Origin of the sequence: Flavobacterium sp. I3-2 (genome assembly GCF_013389595.1) — a bacterium.
Lineage (GTDB): Bacteria > Bacteroidota > Bacteroidia > Flavobacteriales > Flavobacteriaceae > Flavobacterium.
This window is the reverse complement of the sequence record NZ_CP058306.1, coordinates 1,221,126-1,247,185: the sequence shown is the minus strand read 5'-3', so window position 1 is coordinate 1,247,185 and position 26,060 is coordinate 1,221,126. Positions and strand designations below refer to the sequence as shown.

Here is a 26,060-nt window from a genome sequence, read left to right as displayed (position 1 = left end):
TATATTAATCTAACCAAGATTGGTAATATTGTTCGTCTGCAATTTTCATTGCTTCTTCTGTAACCATTAAAGGTTTAAAAGTGTCGACCATTACAGCTAATTCTTCAGTTCGTGCTTTTCCGATACTTTTTTCCATTGTTCCTGGGTGTGGTCCGTGAGGAATTCCGGCAGGATGTAATGAAATGTGTCCTGGAGCAATATCTTTACGGCTCATAAAATCACCATCAACATAATATAAAACTTCGTCAGAATCTATGTTACTGTGATTGTAAGGCGCAGGAATTGCATCTGGATGATAATCATACATTCTTGGTACAAAAGAGCAAACTACGAAAGCATCTGATTCGAAAGTTTGATGTACCGGAGGCGGTTGGTGAATACTTCCTGTAATAGGTTCGAAATCGTGAATTGAAAAGGCATACGGAAAGTTATAACCATCATAACCAATTACATCGAATGGATGTGTTGCATAAACCATTTCGAAAATTTCGTCTTGTTTTTTTACCTTGATTACAAAATCTCCTTTTTCATCATACGTTTCTAAAACTTCTGGTCTTCTAATGTCGCGTTCGCAAAATGGCGAATGTTCTAATAATTGACCAAACCAGTTACGGTATCGTTTAGGAGTATAAATCGGACGACGAGATTCAACAATAAACAAACGGTTGTCTTCAGTATCAAAATCAATTTTATAAATAATTCCGCGCGGAACTAATAAGTAATCACCATATTTGAAATCTAAATTTCCTAACATGGTTCTTAAAGTTCCTGTTCCTTTATGTATGAAAATTAACTCGTCTGAATCTGTATTTTTGTAAAAATAATCTTGCGTTTTGTTTGTTGGCGCTGCTAAAACAATTGATAAATCACTGTTAGTTAAAACGGCTTTACGGCTTTCTAAATAGTCTGGTGTTTGTGGCACTTGAAAACCTCTTAAACGATACGACTGAATATTATTAGCCTTAGCAATTTTAGGTGCAACGCTGTATTGTTTACGAATTTCTTTGACCTGTGTAGGTCTGTGTTCGTGGTATGAGTTTGTAGACATTCCGTCAAAACCTATTGTTCCGAACAATTGCTCGTAGTAAAAATCTCCGTTTGGTTTACGGAAAATAGTATGACGTTTTGGTGGAATTTGTCCTAGTTTATGATATAGTGGCATAACCGATTATTTACTTTGTTAATAATACTTTTCAATTTGCTCAATACTATTTCACTCAGGATTTCTCTTGATTAAGTACTTAAGTAAATTTAATAAACCGTCCCATTGTTTCATAAAAACAAATATAGAGATATTTTATTATTATTAAAATCGAAGCTGATATTTTATAGAAAAAATTATATTTATTTAAAATACTACTAAAACCAAAATCCAACACTTAAATTGTAAAAGTATTTCTTTGTTTCTGGTGACCAACTATATTTCAATTCAATAGGTCCAATTATGGTTTGATAACCGTAACCAATTGCGTATCCTGTAAATTGAGGTTTTTTAGTCCATTCTGAATTTTCAAAAATGCTTCGACCAATGTTTGCGTAATTTCCAGAGAAATTAATGTGATTTCGTTTAAATATTTCATAATCAATACGGAATTGACCTCTAATGTATGAATCATCAAAAACACTTAGAAAATTATACCCATAAAAAGGCTTGACATTTGCAAACGGTTCAAATCCATTTCCTCCAAAAAAGTATTTAAAAAAAGTCGATGGTTCACTATTAAATGTAATTCCCATATCAAATTTAACTTCAACACTTAATTTTTTATAAAAAGTTTTTACCATTCCAATCTCGGCATTAAACTGTGAAAAGTTGTTGAAATTATTGTTGTAATCTGATGAATGAAAATAGTTTTTATATTCAGCTGCAAACAAAACTCCCTTTCGAGGAAAATATTTATTGTCATAGGTGTCAAATAAAACGTTTCCGTAAGCACCTAAATAATGGCTTTTATCCAACCATGGTCGGTCAATATTCAAATTAGAAATATCAATTTGATTGAATCTATGTTCAAGTCCAACACCGATTAAAAAACGTTCAGAATAATAGGTCTGAAAATACAATCTATTTGTAAAGTCTAAATAATCTAAGTTTAAAGCAACAGGAATGGCAGTTCTGAAAATACCTTCTGAAGTAATTGGGTCTTCAATATTTCTTTTTAATGTAGTCATTTTCGATTGAATTCCGATACTCCATAAATATCCATTATCAATAAAGTAATTGAAATTATATCTCGAATTATCGCCCAAACCAAAATCAAGCGAAGCAACATCATTTCTAAAAAGCAATTTCTTTTGTGTTACATTTATTAAAATGGCACTTTTGAATAAATTGTCAAAATGCAAACCGAATTTCAAATAACGTCTGACATCATTTTCTTTTAAGTTCAAAACAAGAACATCGCAATTTTCTTCATCACTTTCAAATTCATACGAAATTGCTTTAAAGTTTTGCGTTGCATTTAAGTTGTCAATCCCTGAACTAAAATTGTCATAACTAACCTGGAAACCCGGTTTAACTCTGATTTTACCATAAACATAATTGCTCGTAAAATCATTCAATTTATTTATTTTGATTTTTGTAATATGAAGTGAGTCCGTATCGTGTGTGTATGATTTGTTTTTTGTTTTTGAAGTATTCAGTTTTCCTAATGCAACAAAATCATCACGATAAACATTAGCTGCATTTTCACCGCGCTTTACAATTTCAATACCTTGGTCAAAAGACACTACAGAAAAACCTTTAATATCTGGTTTTACATAATATGTAGTTGCCTTGATTTTTTCGTTCATATGTTCGTACATTGCAAAATTGTTTATTTGCATCAGAACATCTGCAGCGCCTTTTAAGTCGTCTTTTGTTTTAAGTCCGTCTTGAACGTCAACGCCTATAATAATATCAGCACCTAAAGCACGAACTTCTTCAATAGGATAATTGTTGGCAACTCCGCCGTCAATTAAAGTTTTGCCATTAATTTCGACAGGCGAATACAACGAAGGTAAAGCTCCAGAAGCCAAAATGTTTTGGGCAAGATTACCGCTATTTAAAACAACTTGTTTCCCAGTTTCGATATCGGTTGCAATACAAACAAACGGAATTGGTAGATTATTAAAGTCACGTTCATATCTTACATGAGAAAGTAAACGCGAAAGCAAATTGTAATTGTACATTCCTTTTGAAAGTGCTTCAGGCATTCCTATTTTAAAGTTTTCAAACGGAAGTTGAATAGCATAGATTTCATCGTTTCGTTTTTCGTAAAACGATTTTGAAATTCTAGGAACATAATCCTGAATCAAGGCATCAACATCTACCTCTCTAAAAATGGAATCCAATTGATTTGCAGTATAACCGGACGCATATAACCCACCAATAATGGCGCCCATACTGGTACCGCCAATGTAATCTATTTTTACATTATTTTCTTCAAGGACTTTTAAAACACCGATATGCGCTAATCCTTTTGCGCCACCGCCACTAAGTACAACTCCAACTTTTGGCCGTTGAGAAATTGAATCTTGCGGTGTTTGTGCAAAAATAAAATTAATGCAAAGCGTACAAAATAAAATAAAAAATATTTGCTTTTTCATAAGTTAGGTTGTTCTAAAATATTCAGCTACTTTCAAAGCTTTTGATTTTCCGATTACCTTTGAAATTTCTGTTTCAGGAGTTTCTTTTAATCTTTTAATCGATTTGAACTCCGTCATTAATTTTTCCATTGTTTTTTCTCCAATTCCTGGAATTACGGTCAAGCCAGATTGTATGGCACTTTTACTTCGTTTATCTCTATGAAAAGTAATTCCAAATCGGTGCGCTTCATTTCGTATATGTTGAATCACTTTTAACGATTCTGATTTTTTATCTAAATACAACGGAATCGAATCACCTGGATAATAAATTTCTTCTAATCGTTTTGCGATTCCAATTATAGCAACTTTTCCTCGTAATCCTAAATCATCTAAACTTTTTAAAGCAGATGACAATTGTCCTTTTCCACCATCAATCACAATCAATTGCGGAAGCGGTTCGTTTTCTTCCATCACTCTTTTATATCTACGGTAAACTACTTCTTCCATCGAAGCGAAATCGTTTGGACCGTCAACCGTTTTGATATTAAAATGACGGTAATCTTTTTTACTTGGTTTACCATCTTTAAAAACCACACAAGCTGAAACTGGATTGGTTCCTTGAATATTCGAGTTATCAAAACATTCGATATGACGCGGTTCAACACTTAGACGTAAATCCTTTTTCATTTGCGCCATAATTCGATTTGCATGACGATCCGGATCAACAATTTTCATTTGCTTCAACTGATCCAAACGGTAATATTTTGCATTGCGTTCAGACAAATCGAGCAATTGTTTTTTGTCTCCTAATTTCGGAACCGTAATATGCAAGGCATCACCTAATTCCAAGTCAAAAGGTACGATAATTTCTTTAGAAAGTAAATGAAAACGTTCTCGTAATTCAACAATTGCTAATTCAAGTAATTCTTGGTCGGTTTCTTCTAATTTCTTTTTAAGTTCTAAAGTATGCGAACGAATGATTGCTCCGTGCGAAATTTGCAGGAAATTTACATAAGCTGTAGTTTCATCGGAAATAATCGAAAAAACATCGACATTATTAATTTTAGGATTTACGATAGTTGATTTTGCTTGATAATTTTCTAAAATATCAATCTTGTTTTTGATTTTTTGAGCTTCTTCAAACTTCATTTCAGCAGCGTATTGCATCATCAAATCGCGAAATTCTTTTAAGTTTTCTTTGAAATTTCCTTTCAGAATATCTTTAATTGCTTTGATTTTTTGGTCATACTCAACTTCAGATTCGTTAGCTTCGCAAGGACCGCTACAATTTCCGATGTGATATTCTAAACAAACTTTAAATTTTTCGGCTTTGATATTCGAAACCGATAAATCGAAATTACACGTTCGCAATGGATATAATTCTTTGATTAAATCCAAAAGCGTATAAACCGTTTTGACATTAGTATAAGGTCCAAAATAATCCGAGCCATCTTTTACCATTCTTCTCGTAGTGAAAACTCTCGGAAAACGTTCGCGCTTGATACAAATCCAAGGATAAGATTTATCATCCTTCAGTAAAACATTATAACGCGGTTGCAAGGTTTTAATCAAATTGTTTTCTAACAACAACGCATCAGTTTCTGTCGGAACCACAATATGTTTAATCGAAACAATTTTCTTTACCAAAACATTGGTTTTAGAACTTTCATGTAATTTATTGAAATAAGAACTTACACGTTTTTTCAAATTTTTAGCTTTTCCGACGTAAAGAATTTTATCATCTTTATCGAAATATTGATAAACACCAGGTTGGTCGGGTAATGTTTTAATTTGAAGTTCTAGTTGAGGTAACATATTTTGATTTTAATTTCAATAACTAATAGAATTGACAGCACTAAATTAGCTTTTTGTTTTTATTAATTCGTAAATTTATTTTTTAAAGTGCACATCAAATTCGACAATGAATAAAAAAGAACTCCGTAAAAAATATAAAGACCTTCGCAAAACATTAAAGCAAAACGAAATCGAAGATTTAAGTTTAGCAATTGCCAATCAAACGTTGAAATTACCTATTTGGAATTTTGAAAATTATCATCTGTTTTTATCGATTACGGAACATCGAGAAGTTGACACCGAATTTTTACTTCAGATTTTATCTGGAAAAGACAAGAATGTAATTCTTTCGCGTTCGGACTTTGAAACTCGTGAAATGAATCATGTTTTATTGACCGATAATTTAAAAATCACGAAAAACGAATGGAACATTCCGGAACCTGTTGGTGGTATTCCGATTCCGAACGAAATGATTGATGTGGTTTTTATTCCGCTTTTGGCTTATGATAAAAAAGGAAACCGAGTGGGCTACGGAAAAGGATTTTACGATTTGTTTTTGTCGAAATGTAAAAAAGAGGTTGTAAAAATTGGTCTTTCGTTTTTTGAAGCTGAGGAAGAAATTCAGGATGTTTTTGAAAACGACATTGCTTTAGATTATTGTGTTACACCAAATACGATTTACAAATTTTAATCTTAAAATAAAACGATTTATTAATTTAGATTAAGTAGCACATCCGAATATTATACTAATTTTGGAATATAAAATAAAAGATACCTATCATGAATATATTAAACGCATTAAACTGGAGATACGCAACAAAAAAAATGAATGGCGAACCAGTTTCACAAGAATTAGTTGACCAGATAATTGAAGCAGCTTATTTAGCACCTACTTCATCTGGATTACAACCTTTTCAAATCATTTCGATTAGCAATAAAGAATTAAGAGAAAAAATCCAACCAATTGCATACGGTCAATCTCAAATTGTTGACGGATCACACGTTTTGGTTTTTGCATCTTGGGAGAAATACACAGCAGAACGTATCGATTTTATTTACGACCACATGAATGCAGAACGTGGATTACCAAGTGAAGCAACTGCAGATTATGTAAAAACGTTAAAAGATACTTACTTAAACTTACCTGAAGAAGCTCAAGCAGCTCATGCAGCAAAACAAGCTTACATTGCTTTTGGTGTTGCTTTAACAACCGCTGCCGTTTTAGAAGTTGACGCAACTCCGATGGAAGGTTTTGTAAATGCTGACTTAGACAAACTTTTAGGTTTAGAAGAAAAAGGTTTAAAAAGTGCCGTTGTTTTAACTTTAGGACATCGTGCAACTGAAGGAGATTGGTTACAAGGGATGAAAAAAGTAAGACATCCAAAAGAAATTTTCTTAACAGAAATTAAATAATTTTTTTTTTCATAATTTTAAAGAGCTATTTTCATTTTGATGTAGCTCTTTTTTAATTTATACAAATGAAAAAAAATATCCTTTTAAAAGCATTTTGTTTTTTTGTGTTTACTTCGCTGTTTTTACAAAGTTGCGGAAGTATAAATAATACACCACAAAGAGAAGTTGGTCGTCAACAAAATCAGAATTCAACAACAAACAATACTCCAAACAGAAACGAATCCAATCGAAAAGATTCTGGCAGAAATTCGAGCTCAAATTCAACAAGAGAAAATTCGTCAAGAAACCAAGATAATTCCAACAGAACTAGAGAAACGTCAACTGAAAGCCGAACAAACGATTCGAGAAAAATCAATAAGAAATAATTATTGGCACAGTGTTTGTAAACTGTATTTTGATTTCTATGAAAAAGAAAATATTAGTTTAGTTAGTTTTATGAAAAAAGCGTCATGAATTTATTCACAACGCTTTTTTTTATTTCTTTAAAACTTTCAACATCGGGTCTTCTTTTAATATCCAATCGTAATAATCTTGATCTGATTTAAGTTGATTAAGATATTCTGACGTCAAATAAAACATAATACTTTTCTTATGTTTATCTAAATTAAACAAAAGACCTTCGTTTGTTAAATGTTTTTTTAGATTATTAAAATACTTTGGATCGGTATTTATTTTTTTTATTAAATCTTGAGTTGAAAGAGATTCGAAAGCATTACGATCTTCATCTATTTGTACAAAAACAAAATTACTAACCAAACTGGTTCGCATCAAAAGTTGAATTGCATCTTCACCACTTTTATTTTTTAAAGGAATAAAAACATCCGGAACAATTCCACCTCCGCCATAGACGATTTTACCCGCTTTTGTTTTGAATTGCAAACTATCCGCCAAATGAATACTATCGCGTTCATAAAGTTCTCCAGATTCAAATCTACTATATAACTCATTCGAATATTCATCGATTCCGTCGTTATATGGTTTTTGAATTGAACGCCCAGATGGTGTGTAATATCTTGCAGTTGTTAACCGAACGGCAGAACCGTCGCCCAAATACATTTCCCTTTGAACCAAACCTTTTCCGTATGATCGACGCCCTACAATTGTACCGCGATCATTATCCTGAATTGCGCCTGCAATTATCTCACTCGCAGAAGCAGAATTCTCATTAATTAAAACAGTAAGCTTTCCATTCTCAAAACTTCCTTTGTCGGTAGCTTTTGTGATTCGCTCTTTTCCTTGTTTATTAATTGTCTTAACAATAATATCCCCATTAGAAAGAAATTCATCAGCGATTTGAACTGCTTGGTCCATATATCCACCACCGTTTTCACGCAAATCAATTATCATTTCTTTTGCACCATTTTTTATCAATTCATCTAAAGCCGTTTTAAATTCTGCATAAGTTGTTTCAGAAAAACGATTGATTTTGATAAATCCAGTTTTATCTTTTAACATCAAACCAACATCGACGCTCTTAAGTGGAATTTCACCTCTGATTACATCCACAGAAAAAATTCTATTTTCTTTTTTTCTGAAAACTTTAAGTGTGACTTTTGATCCAGCATCACCTTTTAAAATACTGATTAATGAATCATTTTTAATGTCATTACCATAAAGCTTTAAATCATTTGCATATAAAATTCGATCTCCGTTTTTTAAACCAGCCTTATAAGAAGGACCTCCAAAAACAGGTTTAATAATCGTCAAAGTATCTTTATAATTATAAGAATTAATCCCAATACCAACAAATGAGCCTTTCATTGATTCTTGAACTTCATCCATTTCGCTTTTTGCAATATAAACAGAATGAGGATCAAGTTGTGCTAGAATATTATTAACAGTCAAATCAATTATAGAATCTGTATCAACATTATCAACATATTCTTTTTCTATCAATTCAATAAGTTTATTCAGTTTATCTCTACCTTTATCTTGAAAAGAATTTCCTAAAGGTTGATTTAAAAAAGGAAAATAACCTCCAATGAAAATACCAATAGCTAATGAAATAACTAAAAGTAAGGGCCATAAAAATTTCCTAAGTTTCATATTGATTAATCTAAATCAGAAATATGTACAATTTCAACTCCTGCCTTTTCTAGAAAAACAATTCCTTCTTTATCTTTATAATCAGACATATAAACCACTCGAGTAATTCCCGATTGATGAATTAATTTACTACATTCTCTACAAGGAGACATGGTAATGTACAAAGTTGCATTAATACAACTTTGCGTAGATTTAGCAACTTTTAAAATTGCATTTGCTTCGGCATGTAAAACATACCATTTTGTTAAACCGTTGTCGTCTTCACAACAATTTTCAAAACCTGACGGAGTTCCATTATAACCATCAGATATAATCATTTTATCCTTAACGATAATTGCACCAACTTTTTTTCGTTGGCAATAAGACAATTGCCCCCATTCTCTGGCAATTCTTAAATAAGCTTTATCGTATTTTTCTTTCTTAGAAAAACCTACTTGTTTCATAAGTCAAATCACCGAAACACAAGTAAATAGCATTGTTAAACGGCTATTTAAAAACTCGTTATTTCAAGCAACAAAAGTAACAATTACTTTGAGTTATAAAAATATATTTTTCGAAAAAAAAAACTAATTATAAACATTTGTGAAAAAAGTATTATTTTACTGATTTGCAATGAGTTAAAAATCCAATTATACAACCTTTAAATTATCAAAATATGTTTTTCTATTAGCATTAAAAAAAATCATCGAAATAGATAAAAATTCAGTATTTTTACAGTAATATTATGTGAATTAAAAATTAACTATTAAAAAAAAGCTAATATGTCATACTACGATATTTACGACTCAGGTTTTACAGAACGAAACAAAGGTCATTTTGCTGCGATTGTACGTGTAGCTTTAGCTGATGGCGATTTCAGCGAAGAAGAAATGCATTTTATAAATGAATTAAAAGATAAATTAGATATTTCTGATGAAGATTACAAAAAGATTCTTGCGAATCCGAACAATTACCCTGTGAATCCGCCATATTTACAAACACAACGAATCGAAAGATTATATGATCTTGCTCGTATGGTTTTTGTAAACCACATGCTTGGACCAAAACAGAAAGATATTCTAAGAAAATTCACTTCAGCTTTAGGTTTTTCAAGCGACATCAATAAACTTACAGACAAAGCTTTATCGCTTTTAGTTCTTGAAGTTGATAGCGAAAGATTTATGAAAGAAATTGAACTATTTACAAAAGAAGAAAACAAAAAAGAGCAAGTGTAAAACTTGCTCTTTCCATTTGATTTATTACATATTAGCCTTAATAAATTCTTCGGCTTTTTCAACCATATTTTTACTTCCACAGAAAAATGGAACACGTTGATGTAAATCTGTAGGTTCAATTTCCATAATTCTATTTAATCCATCAGAAGCTTTACCTCCTGCTTGTTCAATAATAAACGCAAACGGATTACATTCATAAAGTAAACGTAATTTTCCATTTGGATTTTTCTTAATTCCAGGATACATATAAATTCCGCCTTTTAGCATATTTCTATGAACATCTGCAACTAAACTTCCAATATAACGAGAACTATATTGCTTTTTAGAAACATCATCTTTACAAAATTCAATATAATTTTTTACTCCATCACAAAACTGATTATAATTTCCTTCGTTTACAGAATAAATAGTACCATCTTCAGAAATTTGCATATTTGGATGAGACAAAAAGAATGTTCCCAAAGCTGGATCTAAAGTAAATCCATTTACCCCATTTCCGGTTGTATAAACCAACATGGTCGAAGACCCATAAATTACATAACCTGCAGCCACTTGATGAATGCCTTTTTGTAAAAAATCTTCCGAAGTAACTGAAGTACCAATTGGTGTTACGCGTCTAAAAATAGAAAAAATAGTTCCAACAGAAACGTTCACATCAATATTTGAAGAACCATCAAGAGGATCCATCAAAACTACATATTTGTTCTTATTGGATTTATCATTTCCAGAAATCGAAATAAAATCATCGTTCTCTTCAGAACCAATTCCACATAAAATATCTCTATTTACTAACGTTTCAATAAACACATCATTGGCGTAAACATCCAACTTTTGCTGAACTTCTCCTTGGATATTTTCTTTTCCAAAAGATCCCGTAATATCAATCAAACCGGCTTGATTTACTTTTTGACTAACAATTTTTGCCGCCAAACGAATTGAATTTATTAATCGAGATAATTCTCCAGACGAATAACTAAAGTCATCTTGACGTTTGATAATAAATTCACCTAATGTAATGTGTCTTTGTTCCATTATAGTATTTTAGTTGTGTTTTTTGAAGGCAAATATCGCTAAAAATAAAATTTTAACCTCAATTAAAATTAAAATGTTTAATTCTTTTTAATTAACAAAGATTTCGAATTTGTTGATTTTCTTTTTTTGTAATTTTGGACTGAAATAAAAATCAGACATGACTCATCTGAGGTTCACAAAATTCAAAAACAAACTGAAAATAATTAAAATTTAAAAAATGATTTATTTATAATTAAAAAGAATGAGAGTATTTAAATTTGGAGGCGCATCGATAAAAGATCCGCAAGCGATTCGTAATGTTTTACACGTTTTACAAGCGGTAGGTTTTGATAATAGTTTAATTATCGCTTCTGCAATGGGCAAGACAACCAATGCATTAGAAGATGTTATCAACAGTTATTTTAAGAAACCCGAAGAATTAAAACAGGCCATCCAAGTTGTCAAGGATTATCATCTGGAAATTATAAATGGTTTATTCGAAAATAAAAATCATTTGGTTTTTGATAAAATCAATGTGTTGTTTGGCGAAATGGAATATTTTTTATCAAATAACAAATCACCAAATTACAATTTTGTTTACGATCAGATTGTTTGCTATGGCGAAATTTTATCAACTACGATTTTAAGTTACTTCTTCAATCAAGAAAACATTGAAAACGTCTGGATTGATTCTCGTAATTTAATCAAAACAGATACAACCTATCGAGATGCAGTTGTAGATTGGACGAAAACAGAAAACAATATTAAAAATCAAATTCAATCTGAAAAGCTTTATATCACACAAGGTTTTATTGGATCCGATCCAAATCATTTTTCGGTAACTCTTGGCCGTGAAGGTTCGGACTATTCGGCAGCTATTTTTGCTTATTGTTTAGATGCTAAAAGTGTAACCATTTGGAAAGATGTACCTGGAGTTTTAAATGCAGATCCGCGTTATTTCGAAGATACCACGTTGCTAAATCAGATTTCGTATCGCGAAGCAATTGAATTAGCGTTTTATGGAGCTTCTGTAATTCATCCAAAAACCTTACAACCTTTACAAAAAAAAGAAATTCCTTTGTATGTAAAATCGTTTGTAAATCCTACATTAGCTGGAACTTCGGTTTCTAGAGGAGCTGTTTTAGAGCCTTTTGTACCATGTTTTATTGTAAAGAAAAATCAATTATTAATTTCGATTTCGTCTAAAGATTTTTCATTTATCATGGAATCTCAAGTAAGTGAGATTTTTAAATGGTTTGGCGAAAATCACATAAAAGTAAATGTCATTCAGAATTCTGCGATTAGTTTTACGGTTTGTGTCGAAGATAAATTCAATAATTTCGAAACTTTAAACGAAGAACTTTCTAAAAACTTCAATGTAAGTTTCAACGAAAATGTTTCGCTTTACACCATTCGTCATTTCGATGAAAAAGCAGCGCAATCGGTTATCGAAAATAAAACGATATTGTTGCAACAGATCAATTTAGAAACCATGCAAATTGTAATAAAAGAATAAAATATAATATTAAAATCATTTCTCTATTCGAAGTGATTTTTTTTTGGCACATTGTTTGGTTTGTGTTAAAATATTCTAAAAACAATCCAAACATGAAAAAAATTATTTTATTACTTTCGCTAATATCAGTTTCGGCATTTGCTCAAGATATAAAAAAAGATGTAGTAACCATTTCTGCAAATTACAATTGGTCTGAACCTACACAATACGGAGTGAGTTTTGAATTCACAAAAGGAATGAAATCTCGAGAACGGTTAACTTCATGGATTTTAAATGCTAGTTATGGGCAATTGAAGTTAGATGAAAAGAATTTTACAACAACAGGAAATGGTTTTGTAGTTGATTTAGGAACAAGAACTTACTCAAAAAAAGGAATTCGCGAAGGTTTATATGTAGAAAATTTTATTACGCATGGTGAAATAAAATTCGATGACACGATTAATGGTGAAAAATTTAAAGGTAAATATAGTTATTGGAGTATTTTTAATCCGAATATTGGATATAAAATTCAACTAACCAAAAACCTAAGCATCGACCCTTCACTAGGTTTTAACTGGAAATGGGAAGTTCGCGGACAAGGCGATGTTGATAACAAATATTTTGACAATTTTGTTTTCAAAGCTGGAGTTAAACTAGGATATACTTTTTAGTACTGCATAAAAAAAGCTTGTAATTCAATTGAATACAAGCTTTTTTTATTTTTTTAGTAAATTCTTAATTGTTGTACTTATTGAATTTTGCTAAAACTTTATCATTGCTTCCCATTAAAACCAATTCATTTCCAATGATTTTATACGTTTTTACATTTTCTAAGATTTGTTTAAATCCGTTTTCAACAGACATATCTTCACAAAACATCATGGTTGACATGCCTAAACCAAATTCAGCTTTTGAATTTGTTGCCGTGAAATTTCCGTTAACCGTATTACATCCAGTAATCGCAGAAAAACGCTTTTCGGCTTTATCAAAAGATAAATAAGGAACCGTTCCGTTCACTTCTTTATTAATTGCAACATTTGCTAATTCTACAAATTGCCATTTGTTACTAAACAAAGTTTCTTCTGTAGAACCTAAATCACCTTTTTTAGTGGCGCAACTAGAAACCAAAATCACACCTAACATCAAGCTAAAAAAACCTAAAATCTTTTTCATCTTACAATTGTTTTTAAATATAAGCTAAGTTACGAATATTCAGATAAAATTCATATCGCAAGGACACTTTAAAACGAATTAATTCATAAAAAACATTATTCTCATTCCTTAAATTATTTAATATCTAAATTTCATTTGTAAATTTGTTCTCTCAACGAATTATCTTTATGAAATACATTTATTTAGCAATTATCGGTTTGTTACTTTTTTCTTCATGTGAAGAAAAGGGAATAACTGCCGAAGAACAACAAAAAATTCTTGATAAAAAACGAGATTCGATTTTCAAAACTATCGATGATCAATGGATAATTCAAATTCCAAAAATCAATCAAAATGTTCAGAATCATTTAGTAAACTGGAAAGAATGGAACGATTTCGAAAAAGAATATCGAATAAAACCGGTTACATCGCTAAGTGCATTTCATAAAAAAGCACAAAGACTTTCTAAATTAGCTTCAGAAATGCAGAATAACATTCCTGAAGTTTATAACAAACCTGATGTTAAGAGTAGAATAGATCTTTTAAATACCAATATTAATTCTTTGGAAATGTTATTGGAATTGGATTTGATTCCTGCAAAAGAAGTAAAAGAGTTGTTTGCAAAAATCAATAAAAACTACCAATCGATAGCCAATCAGTTTGATGAGATTTTGGTCAGAAAAGCAATTCCGATGGAAGTTGGTGAGCAAGATATGATTCAAAGTTTAGATACGATAAAACGTGCAACATTAGATGCAATTCCAAAAGAATAAATCAAAAAATGAATATCAAAAAATTATATAACGATTTCGAAAAAACCAAAAAATTACAATCGCTTTTACAAAACAAAGGCGCAAAAATTTATGCAAAGGGTTTTATTGGGTCGGCAACTTCTTTTCAAATCGCTTCCTTGTTTCAAGAAAGTGAACATCCTTTTCTATTAATTTTTAAAGACAAAGAAGAAGCTGCTTATTATTTAAACGATTTGGAAACCTTGATAAATAAAGACGATGTTTTATTTTATCCAGGATCATACAAACGTCCATATCAAATCGAAGAAACTGATAATGCAAATATTCTTATGCGTGCCGAAGTTTTAAATCGAATCAATTCGCGTAAAAAACCTTCCATTATTGTTTCGTATCCCGATGCTCTTTTTGAGAAAGTTGTTACCCGAAAAGAATTAGACAAAAACACCTTGAAAATTGCGTTGAACGACCAAATTCAAATTGATTTTGTTAACGAAGTTTTGTTTGAATATAATTTTAAACGTGTCGATTTTGTTGCAGAACCAGGTGAATTTTCGGTTCGTGGTGGAATTATTGATGTCTTTTCGTTTTCGAATGACAATCCGTATCGAATTGAATTTTTCGGAAATGAGATTGATAGCATTCGAACGTTCGATGTAGAAACGCAACTTTCGTTAGAAACAAAAAAGAAAATTACGATTGTTCCAAATATCGAAAATAAATTTCATCAAGAAAATCGCGAATCGTTCTTAAATTATATCGGCGAAAAAACCATTCTTTTCATTCAAGATGCAACGGTTTTAAACGAGAAATTGAACTTACTTTTTGAAAAAGCAGAAAGCGCCTTTTCAAAATTAAATAAAGGTGTGAGCCATTTAGAACCGAAACAAATGTTCTTGAATGGAAAAGATTTTATCAGTCAAGCTGAAATTTTTTCGATTGTAGAATTTTCAGATTCCCGTTTATTTGACACCAAATTTGAAGTTCCATTTTTCTTCAAACCACAACCTTCGTTTAATAAACAATTCGATTTGTTGATTAACAACTTAAACGAAAATAGCTTTAACGGTTATAAGAATTATATTTTTTGTTCGAACGAATCGCAAGCTAAACGTTTAAAAGAAATTTTTAAATCGTTTAGAAACGAAAACGAACAACATGTTGCGCAATTCGAAGTTATTGTAAATCCGCTTTACGAAGGATTTATCGACGAAGAAAATCAAATGGTTTGTTATACCGACCATCAAATTTTTGAACGTTATCATAAATTCAGTATCAAAAACAGCCAAAGCAAAAAACAAAACATCACGCTAAAAGAATTGACTTCTTTAACCGTTGGTGATTATGTTACGCATATCGACCACGGCATTGGAAAATTTGGTGGTTTACAAAAAATCCAAGTCGAAGGAAAAACGCAAGAAGCTATAAAATTGGTTTATGCCGATAACGATATTGTTTATGTAAGTATTCACTCGTTACATAAAATATCAAAATTCAACGGAAAAGAAGGTTCGCCTCCTAAAATATATAAGCTTGGTTCAAACGCTTGGAAAGCTTTAAAACAAAAAACCAAAGCACGAGTTAAACACATTGCATTTAACTTGATTCAGTTGTATGCAAAACGTCGTTTAGAAAAAGGATTTGCTTGCGCTCCGGATAGTTATCTTCAGGCCGAATTAGAAAGTTCGTTCATCTATGAAGATACGCCAGACCAAATGAAATCAACGCTTGACGTTAAAACCGATATGGAAAGCGACCGTCCAATGGACCGATTGGTTTGTGGTGATGTTGGTTTCGGTAAAACAGAAGTTGCGATTCGTGCAGCATTTAAGGCTGTTGATAACGGTAAACAAGTTGCTGTTTTGGTTCCTACAACTATTTTGGCGTTTCAACATTATAAAACATTTAGCGAACGATTAGAAAACATGCCCGTTAAAGTGGCTTATATGAATCGTTTTAAAACAGCAAAACAAAAAGCGGAAACTTTAAAAGAACTTGCCGAAGGTAAAGTTGACATTGTTATTGGAACACATCAATTGGTGAATAAAAATGTTGTTTTTAAAGATTTAGGACTTTTGATTATTGACGAAGAACAAAAGTTTGGAGTTGCTGTTAAAGATAAATTAAAAACCATTGCTCAAAATATTGATACCTTAACATTAACAGCAACGCCAATTCCGAGAACGCTACAATTCTCGTTAATGGCTGCTCGAGATTTATCAGTTATTACAACGCCGCCGCCAAATCGTTATCCGATTGAAACCAATGTGGTTGGATTTAATGAAGAAATTATTCGTGATGCGATTTCGTATGAAATTGAACGTGGCGGACAGGTTTATTTTATCAACAATCGAATTGAAAACATCAAGGAAGTTGCCGGAATGATTCAACGTTTGGTACCGAATGCAAAAGTCGGAGTTGGACACGGACAATTAGAAGGTAAAAAATTAGAAGAATTACTTCTAGCTTTTATGGATGGCGAATTTGATGTTTTGGTTGCAACTACGATTATCGAAAGTGGATTAGATGTACCAAATGCAAATACCATTTTTGTAAATAACGCTAATAATTTCGGATTATCCGATTTACATCAGATGCGTGGTCGTGTTGGAAGAAGCAATAAAAAAGCATTCTGTTATTTCATTTGTCCGCCGTATTCGTCAATGACTGAAGATGCGCGAAAACGTATTCAAGCTTTAGAACAATTTAGCGATTTAGGAAGCGGATTAAACATCGCTATGAAAGATTTAGAAATTCGTGGTGCTGGAGATTTATTAGGTGGTGAACAAAGTGGTTTTATTAATGATATTGGTTTTGATACGTATCAGAAAATCATGAACGAAGCCATTGAAGAATTGAAAGAAAACGAGTTTAAAGATTTATATGAAGAAGATAACAACATCGAAAACAAAGTGTATGTTAAAGATATTGTTATCGAATCTGATTTTGAGATTCTTTTTCCAGATGAATACATCAACAATGTTTCGGAACGTTTAAGTTTATATAACGAATTAAACTTAATCAAAACAGAAGAAAAGTTAATCGAATTCGAAAAGCAATTAATCGACCGTTTTGGACCACTTCCGCGTCAAGCAAAAGCATTATTAGATAGTGTTCGCATCAAATGGATTGCAACAAATGCTGGTATCGAAAAGCTTTTATTGAAACAAGGAAAAATGATTGGTTATTTTATTGCCGACCAACAATCGGATTTTTATCAATCCAACCGATTTAGAAAAGTACTTTTGTTTGTACAATCTTACGGAAATGTTTGTAAATTGAAAGAGAAACAAACCAAGAATGGATTGCGTTTACTTCTTACTTTTGAAAACGTAAAAAGCATTAGCAAAGCGTTAGAATATATGCAAAAACTAAATGAGTTATGAGAAAATCAATATGCTTAATAATCTTTATTTGCTTGTGTAAATTGGGGTATTCTCAGGTTACAGATGTTCAAAAGTTAATTGTTCAGGATTCGATTATTCCAATTCCTGTGATTGTTGATGCGAGTTACAAAGGTGGAATTAATAATTTTTACAATTATGTTTCGACAAATTTTAATTACAATAATTTAAAGAAAACCGATGTAACTGATGAGTTTAAGAATAGAGATATTATGACAATTTATGTTGAATTCTCAATAAATGAAGAAGGAAGACCTGTTGATTTTAAACCCGTAAATACAACAGCAGAAAATACGTTTTATAAAGAGACCATTCGTGTGATTGGTTCAACAAAATGGAAACCAGCTACAAAAGATGGAATCGTTTTTAAGCAAGAATTCCGAATTCCAATTCAGGCTTACATCAGAGATTTTATAGAATAAAAAAAGCGTTCGATTGATTTCGAACGCTTTTGTTTTAAGCAGATAAATTATCTCGAGTATTTTTCTGTACTGAAATTGCTCCGAAAAGTGCTAATAAAAAAGCAAATGCATAAAATCCTTTTTCACTTGGTAGAATAATCGCATTTACCAATCCAATTATTAACAAGGTAATTGATGACAATGTTCCAAACCAACAAATTCCGTAATAGATATCCGTTACAGGAATATTTTCTTGTCTATCTCTAACAGCCTTTTGTAATGAAACTACTGCAAATAAACCGTAAAGTAGAATCGTGAAATAATAACCTTTTTCATTAAGTAACATTTCAGCACGAGCTAATCCAACAATAAAACCAATTACGCCAGCAAGAAGTGCAATCCAAGAAGCAGCCACAAAAGCCGTTGATGTTTTTTGATTTTTCATATATTTTTTTATTCAAATATAAAATTATATTTAACATTTAGGTTAAAATAAAGCATAAAAAAAGCACCTCATGATGTTGAGATGCTTACTATTTATTTTGTGCTTTCTGAATCTTTCTGATTAGAATCAATAACTTCGTTATTTATATTTTCGATTGTTGAATTTTCGACATCCTTAGAAGTTGTAATTTTTTTATAATACTTATCGAAAATTGGGGTTAATTGATCATCTTCACCTAACAAGAAACCAAATGGCCTCAAATCTAAAACTGCATCAAAAACTACCTTTGAAATAGCTAATATCGGAATTGCAATAAACATTCCAGCAACACCCCATAAACTTTCAGCAACTATAATTCCAAAGAAAACGACAAAAGCATTCAAGGAGACTTTTGATCCAATTACTTTTGGAGTTACTACATTATTATCGATTGAATTAACAACAATAACTGATAAGAATAACCACAATATGTCACTCGGTTCTCCTGTTGCTAAAGTTACCATGGCTGCAAAAACAGTAGCAGAAAAAATCCCAACATAAGGTATCAAATTCAATACAGCACACAGAACAGCAAACAGAATCGCATATTTTACTCCGATAATTGAAAAAGCTATAATCAATGCAGTTGCTATGAAAGTCATCTGAATTAATAAGCCAAAAATATATTGTTTGATAATACTCTGAACGGAACAAACTGTTTCGCGAACTTGATTTTGATGTTCAGGTCTGAAACACCAAACCATAAATTTTACAAAATGCCTTCTATATAATAAAAAGAAAAATATGTATAAAAAAACAAATGCTGCAGAAGCAATCATAGATGTAAACGAAATAATTATATCGCCTAAAATCTTAGAATTTCTTTGTAAAGCTGCAATTGCTTCTTTATTAATATATTCGAGTTGCGCTTGTTTTGTAATTCCAAATTTCTCGCTTATGAAATCGGCACCTTGGTCAAATAAAACTTGTGCTTTATGTTCAAACTCTGGAACATCACTAGCAAACCCAACTACTTGCTTTCCAATAAAGAAAACAATTCCTAAAACAAATAATGAAAATAATATGGGCGAAATGAACGAAGTAATCAATCTAGAAAACTTCAGTTTTTTTTCCATAAAATCAGAAAGTGGAACCAACAACATAGCTACAAGAAATCCGATAAATAAGGGGATTAAAATACTTTCGCCAATTACCGCAACGTAAACAATTGTAACTAAACTAACTAAAACACAAGCTAGTTTAACTACAAAAGGAACCGTTTGACTTTTGATAGGAATTTCAAGTTCCTCAGCTTCTTGTTGTAATAATCTATCTCTGATTTCTTCTTCGTTGTTCATATTTGTTCAGATTAATTTTTATTTAAAAAGTCATTTCAGGAATAGTTCCTTCAATAATCAAATCAGCTTCTGTAGCAGCAATCACATCTTCTACAGTAACACCTGGAGCCGTTTCTAAAAGTTTAAATCCTTTTGGAGTTACTTCTAAAACAGCTAATTCTGTAACTACTTTTTTAACACATCCAACACCTGTCAAAGGCAAGGTACATTTTTTTAATATTTTAGATTCGCCAGCTTTATTCACGTGCATCATGGCAACAATAATATTTTCTGCCGATGCAACCAAATCCATTGCTCCTCCCATTCCTTTAACCATTTTACCAGGGATTTTCCAATTGGCAATATCTCCGTTTTCAGAAACTTCCATGGCTCCCAAAATAGTTAAATCTACATGTTGTGAACGAATCATACCAAAACTCATTGCAGAATCAAAGAAAGAAGCTCCTGGCATCGTTGTAATGGTTTGTTTTCCTGCATTGATTAAGTCAGCATCTTCTTCACCTTCAAAAGGAAATGGTCCCATACCAAGTACACCATTTTCACTTTGAAATTCAACGTTCATTCCGTCAGGAACATAATTAGCAACTAAAGTTGGAATACCAATTCCTAAGTTTACATAAAAACCATCTTGCAATTCTTTTGCAATACGTTTTGCAATTCCTATTTTATCTAAAGCCATATTTATCTTGTTCTAACAGTTCGTTGTTCAATTCTTTTTTCGTATTTCTCGCCTTGGAAAATACGTTTAACAAAAATCCCTGGAATATGAATTTCGTTTGGATCTAAAGTTCCAGCCGGCACTAATTCTTCAACCTCAGCAATGGTAATTTTACCAGCTCCGGCCATACAAGAATTAAAGTTACGAGCTGTACCTTTGAAAATTAAATTTCCGGCTTCGTCACCTTTCCAAGCTTTTACGATTGCGAAATCTGCTTTGTACGCTTCTTCTAAAACATACATTTTATTGTTATACTCACGCGTTTCTTTACCTTCAGCAACTTCAGTTCCGTAGCCAGCAGGAGTAAAAAATGCAGGAATACCTGCTTGAGCTGCACGACATTTTTCTGCCAAAGTTCCTTGAGGAGTCAATTCAACCTCTAACTCACCACTTAACATTTGACGTTCGAATTCGGCATTTTCACCAACGTATGAAGAAATCATTTTTTTGATTTGACGTTTTTGAAGTAATAATCCCAATCCAAAATCATCAACTCCTGCGTTGTTAGAAATACAAGTTAAACCTGTAATATTTTTACGAACTAATTCGGCAATAGCATTTTCTGGAATTCCGCATAAACCAAATCCACCCAACATAATTGTTTGATTGTCTTTCACATCAAACAATGCTTCTTGTGCGTTAGTTACCTTTTTATTAATCATAATAATAGTTTAAGTTAATGGCAATAAAAATATAAAAAAAAAACGACCTTTTTAAAAAAAGGTCGCTTTAAAATATTACTTGTATTTGGTTTTAAAATTGGAATTATAAAATATAATTTAGGTATTCAATCTTAAAAATCAAACTCATCAACTACGCTTTGTTTGGGTGCAGCTAAAGAATCTTTTTTAGACATTCTTGGAGAAGCACCTCCTAGAGAATCGATAACTGTAGCTGTTCTCTTCCAACAATCTACATTAACGCTCATATTAGCTGGTCTTTCAAATGCTTCTTTAGAAACATGCAATGTTTTATCATTATAACATTTTCTCATATAAATAGCCCAAATAGGTAATGCCATCGTTGCACCTTGTCCATAAGCTGTAGATTTAAAATGCGCCGAACGGTCTTCATTTCCTACCCAAACACCGGTAGCTAAATTTGGTACCATCCCAATAAACCAACCGTCACTATTATTTTGTGTTGTTCCTGTTTTTCCAGCAATTGGATTTGTAAATCCGTATGGATAACCTGTCATAACGTGATAACCTGCACCACCAGATCCTGTGTAACGCAATCTTCCTCCAGAACCACCTTCAGTTACGCCTTCTAAAAGTTTAATAATTGCATAAGCAATATCTTTACTCATAACATCTTTGGTTTCAGGATGAGATTCAAATAAAACAACGCCATTTTTATCTGTTATTTTATTTACGAATCTTGGTTTTACATAAACTCCATGATTTGCAAATGTACTGTAAGCTGCAACCATATCGCTAACTGTAATCTCTACAGCACCTAAAGCGATTGCAGGAGAAGCAGGAATATCGCCTTTAACTCCCAATTCTCTTGTCAAATCAATTACTGCTTTTGGTCCAACGCGATCCATTAATTTCGCGGTTACCGTATTTAATGATTGCGCTAAAGCATATTTTAAATTAACTAATCCGTAATATTTACCACCTGAATTTTTTGGTGTCCAATCTTTAGCGATTCCATAACGTCCTTTTGGCATGGTAAATTGCGAATCGTAAATCGAATCACATGGAGACATTCCTAATTGTTCAATAGCAGTTGCATAAACAAAAGGTTTGAAGGTTGAACCAACTTGTCTTGCACCTTGTCCGACATGGTCATACTGGAAATACTTATAATCTATACCTCCAACCCATGCTTTAATATCCCCGTTAATTGGATCCATTGACATCATTCCGGTTTGAAGGAAATGCTTATAATAAATAATCGAATCTCTTGGAGTCATTAAAGTATCTTTTGCGCCTTTCCAAGTAAAGACTTCCATTTTGGTTTTAACATCAAAAGATTTGATTATATCTTCTTCTGTTTTTCCTTCGTTAGCCATTTGTTTCCAACGTTCAGAATTACGCATCGCGCGATTGATTATTTTTTCTGATTCAACTTTTGATAATTGAATAAAAGGTGCGTTGTTATTTCCTTTTTGTTGTTTAAAAAATTCTTTTTGAAGATTACTCAAATGTTCTTGGACTGCTTCTTCAGCATAATTTTGCATGCGAGAATCTATTGTTGTATAAATACGTAAACCATCTCTATAAATATCATAGGTAGAACCATCTTTTTTAGGATTTTCTTTAACCCATTTGCGCATATAATCACGAAGATATTCTCTAAAATAAGTCCCAACTCCTTCGGTATGCGTATCTGGAGTATAGTCAATAACGATTGGCATTGCTTGGTATTTTAACTTCTCTGCTTCAGTTAAATACCCATTTCTTTCCATTTGATGTAAAACAATATTACGTCTTGCTTGAGAACGTTCAGGATTGAATCGTGGATTAAATTTAGATGGCGCTTGTAACATCCCAACTAAAACCGCACTTTCTTCAACAGTTAAATCTTTAGGTTCTTTGTTAAAATATATATTTGATGCCGATCTAATTCCATAAGCATTACTTACGAAATCTACAGTATTTAAATAATAAGCTAAAATTTCGTCTTTAGTATATTGACGTTCTAATTTAACTGCAATAATCCACTCTTTAAATTTTTGAATCCCACGAAGAACAATATTCTTTGATCCAGAACTTCCGTGAAATAAGTTTTTTGCTAGCTGTTGTGTAATGGTACTTGCGCCTCCACTGGTTCCCAATCCACTAATAGCGCGCAAAGTACCTCGTCCATCGATACCCGAATGTGAACGAAAACGCTCGTCTTCTGTTGCGATTAATGCATCAACAAGATGTTGCGGCAAGTCTGAATACTTAACAGGAACACGATTTTCTAAATAAAATTTTCCGATTGTTTTTCCGTCGGCAGAGATAATTTCTGTAGCGACACTTGACAACGGATTTTCTAATTCATCGAAAGTTGGCATCGAACCAAAAACTCCCCAATTGATTAGTAAAAAGAATAAAACTATAGAAGAAATTCCTCCTGCAAATAATTTCCAGAAAAGCTTTAAATATTTTTTGTTATCTGTTTTATTCTCGTTTTTATTAACTTTTTTCATAAAAATTAATTGATATTTTCAACTCTAAATCCTACATCTGAAATTCCTGATAATAAAGAATCTCCTTTTACTTTTCCATTAGCGCGTACAGCATGCTCTATTTCAATTGTGTATGTTCCAGATGAAGGAAATTTATAATCTTCTCTGTAGAACAATTTACTTTCTTTAAAATCTGTAAAACCGTTTCCTAATAAAGTTCCATCCGGATTTGCCATTTGATATTGTAATGTATCAACAAATTTATCTCCGTTAGAATTTGACATTTTTACGATTAAAAACAAGTTGTTATACGGATAATCTGAATTGTTTCTGATGTTCACAAATAAATTATATGGATTCAAGGTATCTTTTTGCTCAAATGTAAACTTCTTTACATCTGATTTATTCCATTCACCATTTGTCGATTGATATTCATCAAAAAACTGTTTATCATCACAACTTACAAAAGCGAAAGCAAGAGATAAAACAGAAACAGTAACTAATTTATTTAGTATCTTGATTGTCATTTTTTTTAGGTCTGAACGGTTTGTGTTTTGACTTAGGTTTTTGATTCGGATTTACATTAGCAGTTTCACTTGATCGTTCCGTTTTAACTGAAGGTTCTTTTACTTCAGGCTTACGATTCGGATTTGAATTTACAGAATCAGTAGTTTTTTCAGGTTTTACTGAACGTTCTTTTGCTACAGGTTTTTGCTTCCCTTTTTGATTCGGATTTGCATTTGCATTATCTGAATTGTTATTTTTAACTCTTGGTTCTTGTCTTTGTTTATTTTCGTTTCTAGGGCGATTTCCTTGTCTTGGTTGATTTTCCAATTTAGGTTTAACTTCGTTTGAAGTTGTAGCCGATTCTGCAGAAACTGGTTTTCTTTTTTTGTTTGGTTTTTTCTTTTTCTTAGGTTGATCAAATCGAGAAAGATTATCTTCACCAACTGCATTTTCAAAAATCTTTTCTTTCAAAGCAGTCTCTTCTACATAATCTTCTAAAGAAGAAACTTTTTTTCCTTCTTTATTAATTTCAATCATTTCTTTAACATCTTCAACTTTTAATACAATCCAATTGGCATAATTAGATGTATATGCAAACCACATATTTCCTTTGAAAATGTCAATTTTTTGGCAAACTGCATCTCCATTTTCTGTAGTGATTCGGGTTTCGATATCCGGAATTCCTTTTAAAGCATCTAAATAAGTATCTAATTCATAATTTAGACAACATTTTAATTTACCACATTGACCTGCTAATTTTTGCGGATTAAGTGATAATTGCTGATAACGAGCTGCAGAAGTATTTACACTTCTAAAATCTGTTAACCAAGTTGAACAACAAAGCTCTCGTCCGCATGAACCGATTCCGCCCAAACGAGAAGCCTCTTGTCGGAAACCAACTTGTTTCATCTCAATTCGAATACTAAATTCTTTAGCAAAATCTTTAATTAATTGACGAAAATCGACACGGTCATTAGCTGTATAATAGAAAGTTGCTTTTGATGCATCTCCCTGAAATTCAATGTCAGAAATTTTCATTTCTAATTGAAGCTTAATAGCTAATTCACGTGCGCGAACCTTCATTGGTTCTTCTTTTTCTCGAGCTTCCGTCCAAATATCAATATCTTTTTGAGAAGCCTTTCTGTAAATTTTTAGGATTTCTCCATCTGGACTTATCTTTTTCTTTTTCATTTGAACGCGAACCAATTCACCTGTCAGGGTAACAATTCCAATATCATGCCCTGGAGCTGCTTCAGTCGCAACAATATCACCAATACTTAGCGATAATTTATCTATATTTTGATAGAAATCTTTTCTTCCGTTTTTGAAGCGAACTTCAACTACATCAAAAGGTTCAAATCCTGATGGATATTGCATGTTTGACAACCAATCGAAAACAGTTAGTTTATTACAACTATCCGTTCCGCAAGTTCCATTACTTTGACAACCTCTTGGTGTACCTGAATTGCTGTTTTTTGTTGAACAATTTGTACAAGCCATATTATATATTTACCAACCTTAGTTGTTATAAATCGATTAAAAAATTATGTAAAGATAATATTTTTTCGTGTTTAGATATTTATTTTAATTTTTCTTTATATCACACCGAATTTATAAAGATAAGTTTTTTTGACAAAACGGTTATAATTGTTTTTTCTATTTTATGTTAAAATAAAAATCCAC

23 protein-coding genes are annotated in these 26,060 nt (G+C 31.7%); 9 read left to right on the top strand and 14 right to left on the bottom strand.

Features of this window, described 5'->3' with window-relative positions:
* Positions 1 to 4 precede the first annotated feature (4 nt).
* The 3 genes from HW119_RS05855 to uvrC all read right to left on the bottom strand — a co-directional run bounded on the left by HW119_RS05855 (position 5) and on the right by uvrC (position 5,382).
* A complete protein-coding gene (locus HW119_RS05855) occupies positions 5 to 1,162 on the bottom strand; it encodes a homogentisate 1,2-dioxygenase (RefSeq protein WP_177762075.1) in 1,158 nt (385 codons plus the stop codon).
* A 197-nt stretch (positions 1,163 to 1,359) separates the two neighbouring features.
* The gene (locus HW119_RS05850) at positions 1,360 to 3,588 is read right to left on the bottom strand and encodes a patatin-like phospholipase family protein (RefSeq protein ID WP_177762072.1); all 2,229 of its coding nucleotides are present in this window, start codon (positions 3,586 to 3,588) and stop codon (positions 1,360 to 1,362) included.
* A 3-nt stretch (positions 3,589 to 3,591) separates the two neighbouring features.
* Complete coding sequence (gene uvrC / locus HW119_RS05845; RefSeq protein ID WP_177762070.1) at positions 3,592 to 5,382, bottom strand: excinuclease ABC subunit UvrC; 1,791 nt, start codon at positions 5,380 to 5,382, stop codon at positions 3,592 to 3,594.
* Between the two features lie 106 nt (positions 5,383 to 5,488).
* Between uvrC and HW119_RS05840 the strand changes: the two genes are divergently transcribed.
* From HW119_RS05840 to HW119_RS05830, 3 genes are all read left to right on the top strand, one after another.
* Positions 5,489 to 6,052 (top strand): 5-formyltetrahydrofolate cyclo-ligase, encoded by a 564-nt coding sequence (locus HW119_RS05840; protein WP_177762068.1) that lies wholly within the window; start codon positions 5,489 to 5,491, stop codon positions 6,050 to 6,052.
* An 89-nt stretch (positions 6,053 to 6,141) separates the two neighbouring features.
* Positions 6,142 to 6,774, top strand: a complete 633-nt coding sequence (locus HW119_RS05835) for a nitroreductase family protein (RefSeq protein ID WP_177762066.1) — start codon at positions 6,142 to 6,144, stop codon at positions 6,772 to 6,774.
* A gap of 65 nt (positions 6,775 to 6,839) precedes the next feature.
* Positions 6,840 to 7,139, top strand: a complete 300-nt coding sequence (locus HW119_RS05830) for a hypothetical protein (RefSeq protein WP_177762065.1) — start codon at positions 6,840 to 6,842, stop codon at positions 7,137 to 7,139.
* 109 nt (positions 7,140 to 7,248) lie between these two features.
* Here the strand turns inward: HW119_RS05830 and HW119_RS05825 are convergent, their stop codons facing one another.
* Positions 7,249 to 8,820, bottom strand: a complete 1,572-nt coding sequence (locus tag HW119_RS05825; RefSeq protein ID WP_177762063.1) for a S41 family peptidase — start codon at positions 8,818 to 8,820, stop codon at positions 7,249 to 7,251.
* Positions 8,821 to 8,825: 5 nt separating this feature from the next.
* On the bottom strand, positions 8,826 to 9,263 hold the full coding sequence (locus HW119_RS05820) for a deoxycytidylate deaminase (protein ID WP_177762061.1): 438 nt from the start codon (positions 9,261 to 9,263) through the stop codon (positions 8,826 to 8,828).
* 318 nt (positions 9,264 to 9,581) lie between these two features.
* Here HW119_RS05820 and HW119_RS05815 point away from each other — a divergent pair, with 318 nt between their 5' ends.
* Positions 9,582 to 10,034 (top strand): TerB family tellurite resistance protein, encoded by a 453-nt coding sequence (locus tag HW119_RS05815; RefSeq protein ID WP_177762059.1) that lies wholly within the window; start codon positions 9,582 to 9,584, stop codon positions 10,032 to 10,034.
* Positions 10,035 to 10,058: 24 nt separating this feature from the next.
* On the opposite strand, the gene fbp is transcribed toward HW119_RS05815, so the two are convergent.
* The gene (gene fbp, locus HW119_RS05810) at positions 10,059 to 11,066 is read right to left on the bottom strand and encodes a class 1 fructose-bisphosphatase (RefSeq protein ID WP_177762057.1); all 1,008 of its coding nucleotides are present in this window, start codon (positions 11,064 to 11,066) and stop codon (positions 10,059 to 10,061) included.
* 241 nt (positions 11,067 to 11,307) lie between these two features.
* Here fbp and HW119_RS05805 point away from each other — a divergent pair, with 241 nt between their 5' ends.
* Positions 11,308 to 12,561, top strand: a complete 1,254-nt coding sequence (locus tag HW119_RS05805) for an aspartate kinase (RefSeq protein ID WP_177762055.1) — start codon at positions 11,308 to 11,310, stop codon at positions 12,559 to 12,561.
* A 92-nt stretch (positions 12,562 to 12,653) separates the two neighbouring features.
* Positions 12,654 to 13,211, top strand: coding sequence for an autotransporter outer membrane beta-barrel domain-containing protein (locus HW119_RS05800; protein WP_177762053.1), 558 nt, complete (start codon positions 12,654 to 12,656; stop codon positions 13,209 to 13,211).
* A 64-nt stretch (positions 13,212 to 13,275) separates the two neighbouring features.
* Here HW119_RS05800 and HW119_RS05795 read toward each other — a convergent pair whose 3' ends face one another.
* Complete coding sequence (locus HW119_RS05795; protein ID WP_177762052.1) at positions 13,276 to 13,713, bottom strand: META domain-containing protein; 438 nt, start codon at positions 13,711 to 13,713, stop codon at positions 13,276 to 13,278.
* 167 nt (positions 13,714 to 13,880) lie between these two features.
* Between HW119_RS05795 and HW119_RS05790 the strand changes: the two genes are divergently transcribed.
* From HW119_RS05790 to HW119_RS05780, 3 genes are read left to right on the top strand one after another with little or no spacing between them, the layout of a single operon-like run.
* Positions 13,881 to 14,465 carry a hypothetical protein gene (locus HW119_RS05790; RefSeq protein ID WP_177762050.1) on the top strand — a complete coding sequence of 195 codons (585 nt, stop codon included), beginning with the start codon at positions 13,881 to 13,883 and terminating at the stop codon, positions 14,463 to 14,465.
* An 8-nt stretch (positions 14,466 to 14,473) separates the two neighbouring features.
* Complete coding sequence (gene mfd, locus HW119_RS05785; protein WP_177762048.1) at positions 14,474 to 17,827, top strand: transcription-repair coupling factor; 3,354 nt, start codon at positions 14,474 to 14,476, stop codon at positions 17,825 to 17,827.
* Positions 17,824 to 18,267, top strand: coding sequence for a hypothetical protein (locus HW119_RS05780; protein ID WP_177762046.1), 444 nt, complete (start codon positions 17,824 to 17,826; stop codon positions 18,265 to 18,267). Before mfd ends, HW119_RS05780 begins: the two co-directional genes overlap by 4 nt.
* A gap of 34 nt (positions 18,268 to 18,301) precedes the next feature.
* Here the strand turns inward: HW119_RS05780 and yiaA are convergent, their stop codons facing one another.
* From yiaA to ricT, 7 genes are all read right to left on the bottom strand, one after another.
* Complete coding sequence (yiaA, locus tag HW119_RS05775; RefSeq protein ID WP_177762044.1) at positions 18,302 to 18,691, bottom strand: inner membrane protein YiaA; 390 nt, start codon at positions 18,689 to 18,691, stop codon at positions 18,302 to 18,304.
* A 92-nt stretch (positions 18,692 to 18,783) separates the two neighbouring features.
* On the bottom strand, positions 18,784 to 20,028 hold the full coding sequence (locus HW119_RS05770) for an AI-2E family transporter (RefSeq protein WP_177762042.1): 1,245 nt from the start codon (positions 20,026 to 20,028) through the stop codon (positions 18,784 to 18,786).
* 22 nt (positions 20,029 to 20,050) lie between these two features.
* Positions 20,051 to 20,707 carry a CoA transferase subunit B gene (locus tag HW119_RS05765; RefSeq protein WP_177762040.1) on the bottom strand — a complete coding sequence of 219 codons (657 nt, stop codon included), beginning with the start codon at positions 20,705 to 20,707 and terminating at the stop codon, positions 20,051 to 20,053.
* A 2-nt stretch (positions 20,708 to 20,709) separates the two neighbouring features.
* The gene (locus HW119_RS05760; protein WP_177762037.1) at positions 20,710 to 21,408 is read right to left on the bottom strand and encodes a CoA transferase subunit A; all 699 of its coding nucleotides are present in this window, start codon (positions 21,406 to 21,408) and stop codon (positions 20,710 to 20,712) included.
* A 131-nt stretch (positions 21,409 to 21,539) separates the two neighbouring features.
* A complete protein-coding gene (locus HW119_RS05755; RefSeq protein ID WP_177762035.1) occupies positions 21,540 to 23,891 on the bottom strand; it encodes a penicillin-binding protein 1A in 2,352 nt (783 codons plus the stop codon).
* Between the two features lie 5 nt (positions 23,892 to 23,896).
* Complete coding sequence (locus tag HW119_RS05750; protein ID WP_177762033.1) at positions 23,897 to 24,397, bottom strand: gliding motility lipoprotein GldH; 501 nt, start codon at positions 24,395 to 24,397, stop codon at positions 23,897 to 23,899.
* Entirely contained in the window at positions 24,375 to 25,877 is a 1,503-nt protein-coding gene (gene ricT, locus HW119_RS05745) for a stage 0 sporulation family protein (RefSeq protein WP_177762030.1), read from the bottom strand. Before ricT ends, HW119_RS05750 begins: the two co-directional genes overlap by 23 nt.
* Positions 25,878 to 26,060 lie beyond the last annotated feature (183 nt).

Excerpts from the sequence above, each read along its gene's own strand:
- HW119_RS05855 (WP_177762075.1), bottom strand. The coding sequence starts at position 1,162 with ATGCCACTATATCATAAACTAGGACAAATTCCACCAAAACGTCATACT.
- HW119_RS05850 (WP_177762072.1), bottom strand. The coding sequence starts at position 3,588 with ATGAAAAAGCAAATATTTTTTATTTTATTTTGTACGCTTTGCATTAAT.
- uvrC (WP_177762070.1), bottom strand. The coding sequence starts at position 5,382 with ATGTTACCTCAACTAGAACTTCAAATTAAAACATTACCCGACCAACCT.
- HW119_RS05840 (WP_177762068.1), top strand. The coding sequence starts at position 5,489 with ATGAATAAAAAAGAACTCCGTAAAAAATATAAAGACCTTCGCAAAACA.
- HW119_RS05835 (WP_177762066.1), top strand. The coding sequence starts at position 6,142 with ATGAATATATTAAACGCATTAAACTGGAGATACGCAACAAAAAAAATG.
- HW119_RS05830 (WP_177762065.1), top strand. The coding sequence starts at position 6,840 with ATGAAAAAAAATATCCTTTTAAAAGCATTTTGTTTTTTTGTGTTTACT.
- HW119_RS05825 (WP_177762063.1), bottom strand. The coding sequence starts at position 8,820 with ATGAAACTTAGGAAATTTTTATGGCCCTTACTTTTAGTTATTTCATTA.
- HW119_RS05820 (WP_177762061.1), bottom strand. The coding sequence starts at position 9,263 with ATGAAACAAGTAGGTTTTTCTAAGAAAGAAAAATACGATAAAGCTTAT.
- HW119_RS05815 (WP_177762059.1), top strand. The coding sequence starts at position 9,582 with ATGTCATACTACGATATTTACGACTCAGGTTTTACAGAACGAAACAAA.
- fbp (WP_177762057.1), bottom strand. The coding sequence starts at position 11,066 with ATGGAACAAAGACACATTACATTAGGTGAATTTATTATCAAACGTCAA.
- HW119_RS05805 (WP_177762055.1), top strand. The coding sequence starts at position 11,308 with ATGAGAGTATTTAAATTTGGAGGCGCATCGATAAAAGATCCGCAAGCG.
- HW119_RS05800 (WP_177762053.1), top strand. The coding sequence starts at position 12,654 with ATGAAAAAAATTATTTTATTACTTTCGCTAATATCAGTTTCGGCATTT.
- HW119_RS05795 (WP_177762052.1), bottom strand. The coding sequence starts at position 13,713 with ATGAAAAAGATTTTAGGTTTTTTTAGCTTGATGTTAGGTGTGATTTTG.
- HW119_RS05790 (WP_177762050.1), top strand. The coding sequence starts at position 13,881 with ATGAAATACATTTATTTAGCAATTATCGGTTTGTTACTTTTTTCTTCA.
- mfd (WP_177762048.1), top strand. The coding sequence starts at position 14,474 with ATGAATATCAAAAAATTATATAACGATTTCGAAAAAACCAAAAAATTA.
- HW119_RS05780 (WP_177762046.1), top strand. The coding sequence starts at position 17,824 with ATGAGAAAATCAATATGCTTAATAATCTTTATTTGCTTGTGTAAATTG.
- yiaA (WP_177762044.1), bottom strand. The coding sequence starts at position 18,691 with ATGAAAAATCAAAAAACATCAACGGCTTTTGTGGCTGCTTCTTGGATT.
- HW119_RS05770 (WP_177762042.1), bottom strand. The coding sequence starts at position 20,028 with ATGAACAACGAAGAAGAAATCAGAGATAGATTATTACAACAAGAAGCT.
- HW119_RS05765 (WP_177762040.1), bottom strand. The coding sequence starts at position 20,707 with ATGGCTTTAGATAAAATAGGAATTGCAAAACGTATTGCAAAAGAATTG.
- HW119_RS05760 (WP_177762037.1), bottom strand. The coding sequence starts at position 21,408 with ATGATTAATAAAAAGGTAACTAACGCACAAGAAGCATTGTTTGATGTG.
- HW119_RS05755 (WP_177762035.1), bottom strand. The coding sequence starts at position 23,891 with ATGAAAAAAGTTAATAAAAACGAGAATAAAACAGATAACAAAAAATAT.
- HW119_RS05750 (WP_177762033.1), bottom strand. The coding sequence starts at position 24,397 with ATGACAATCAAGATACTAAATAAATTAGTTACTGTTTCTGTTTTATCT.
- ricT (WP_177762030.1), bottom strand. The coding sequence starts at position 25,877 with ATGGCTTGTACAAATTGTTCAACAAAAAACAGCAATTCAGGTACACCA.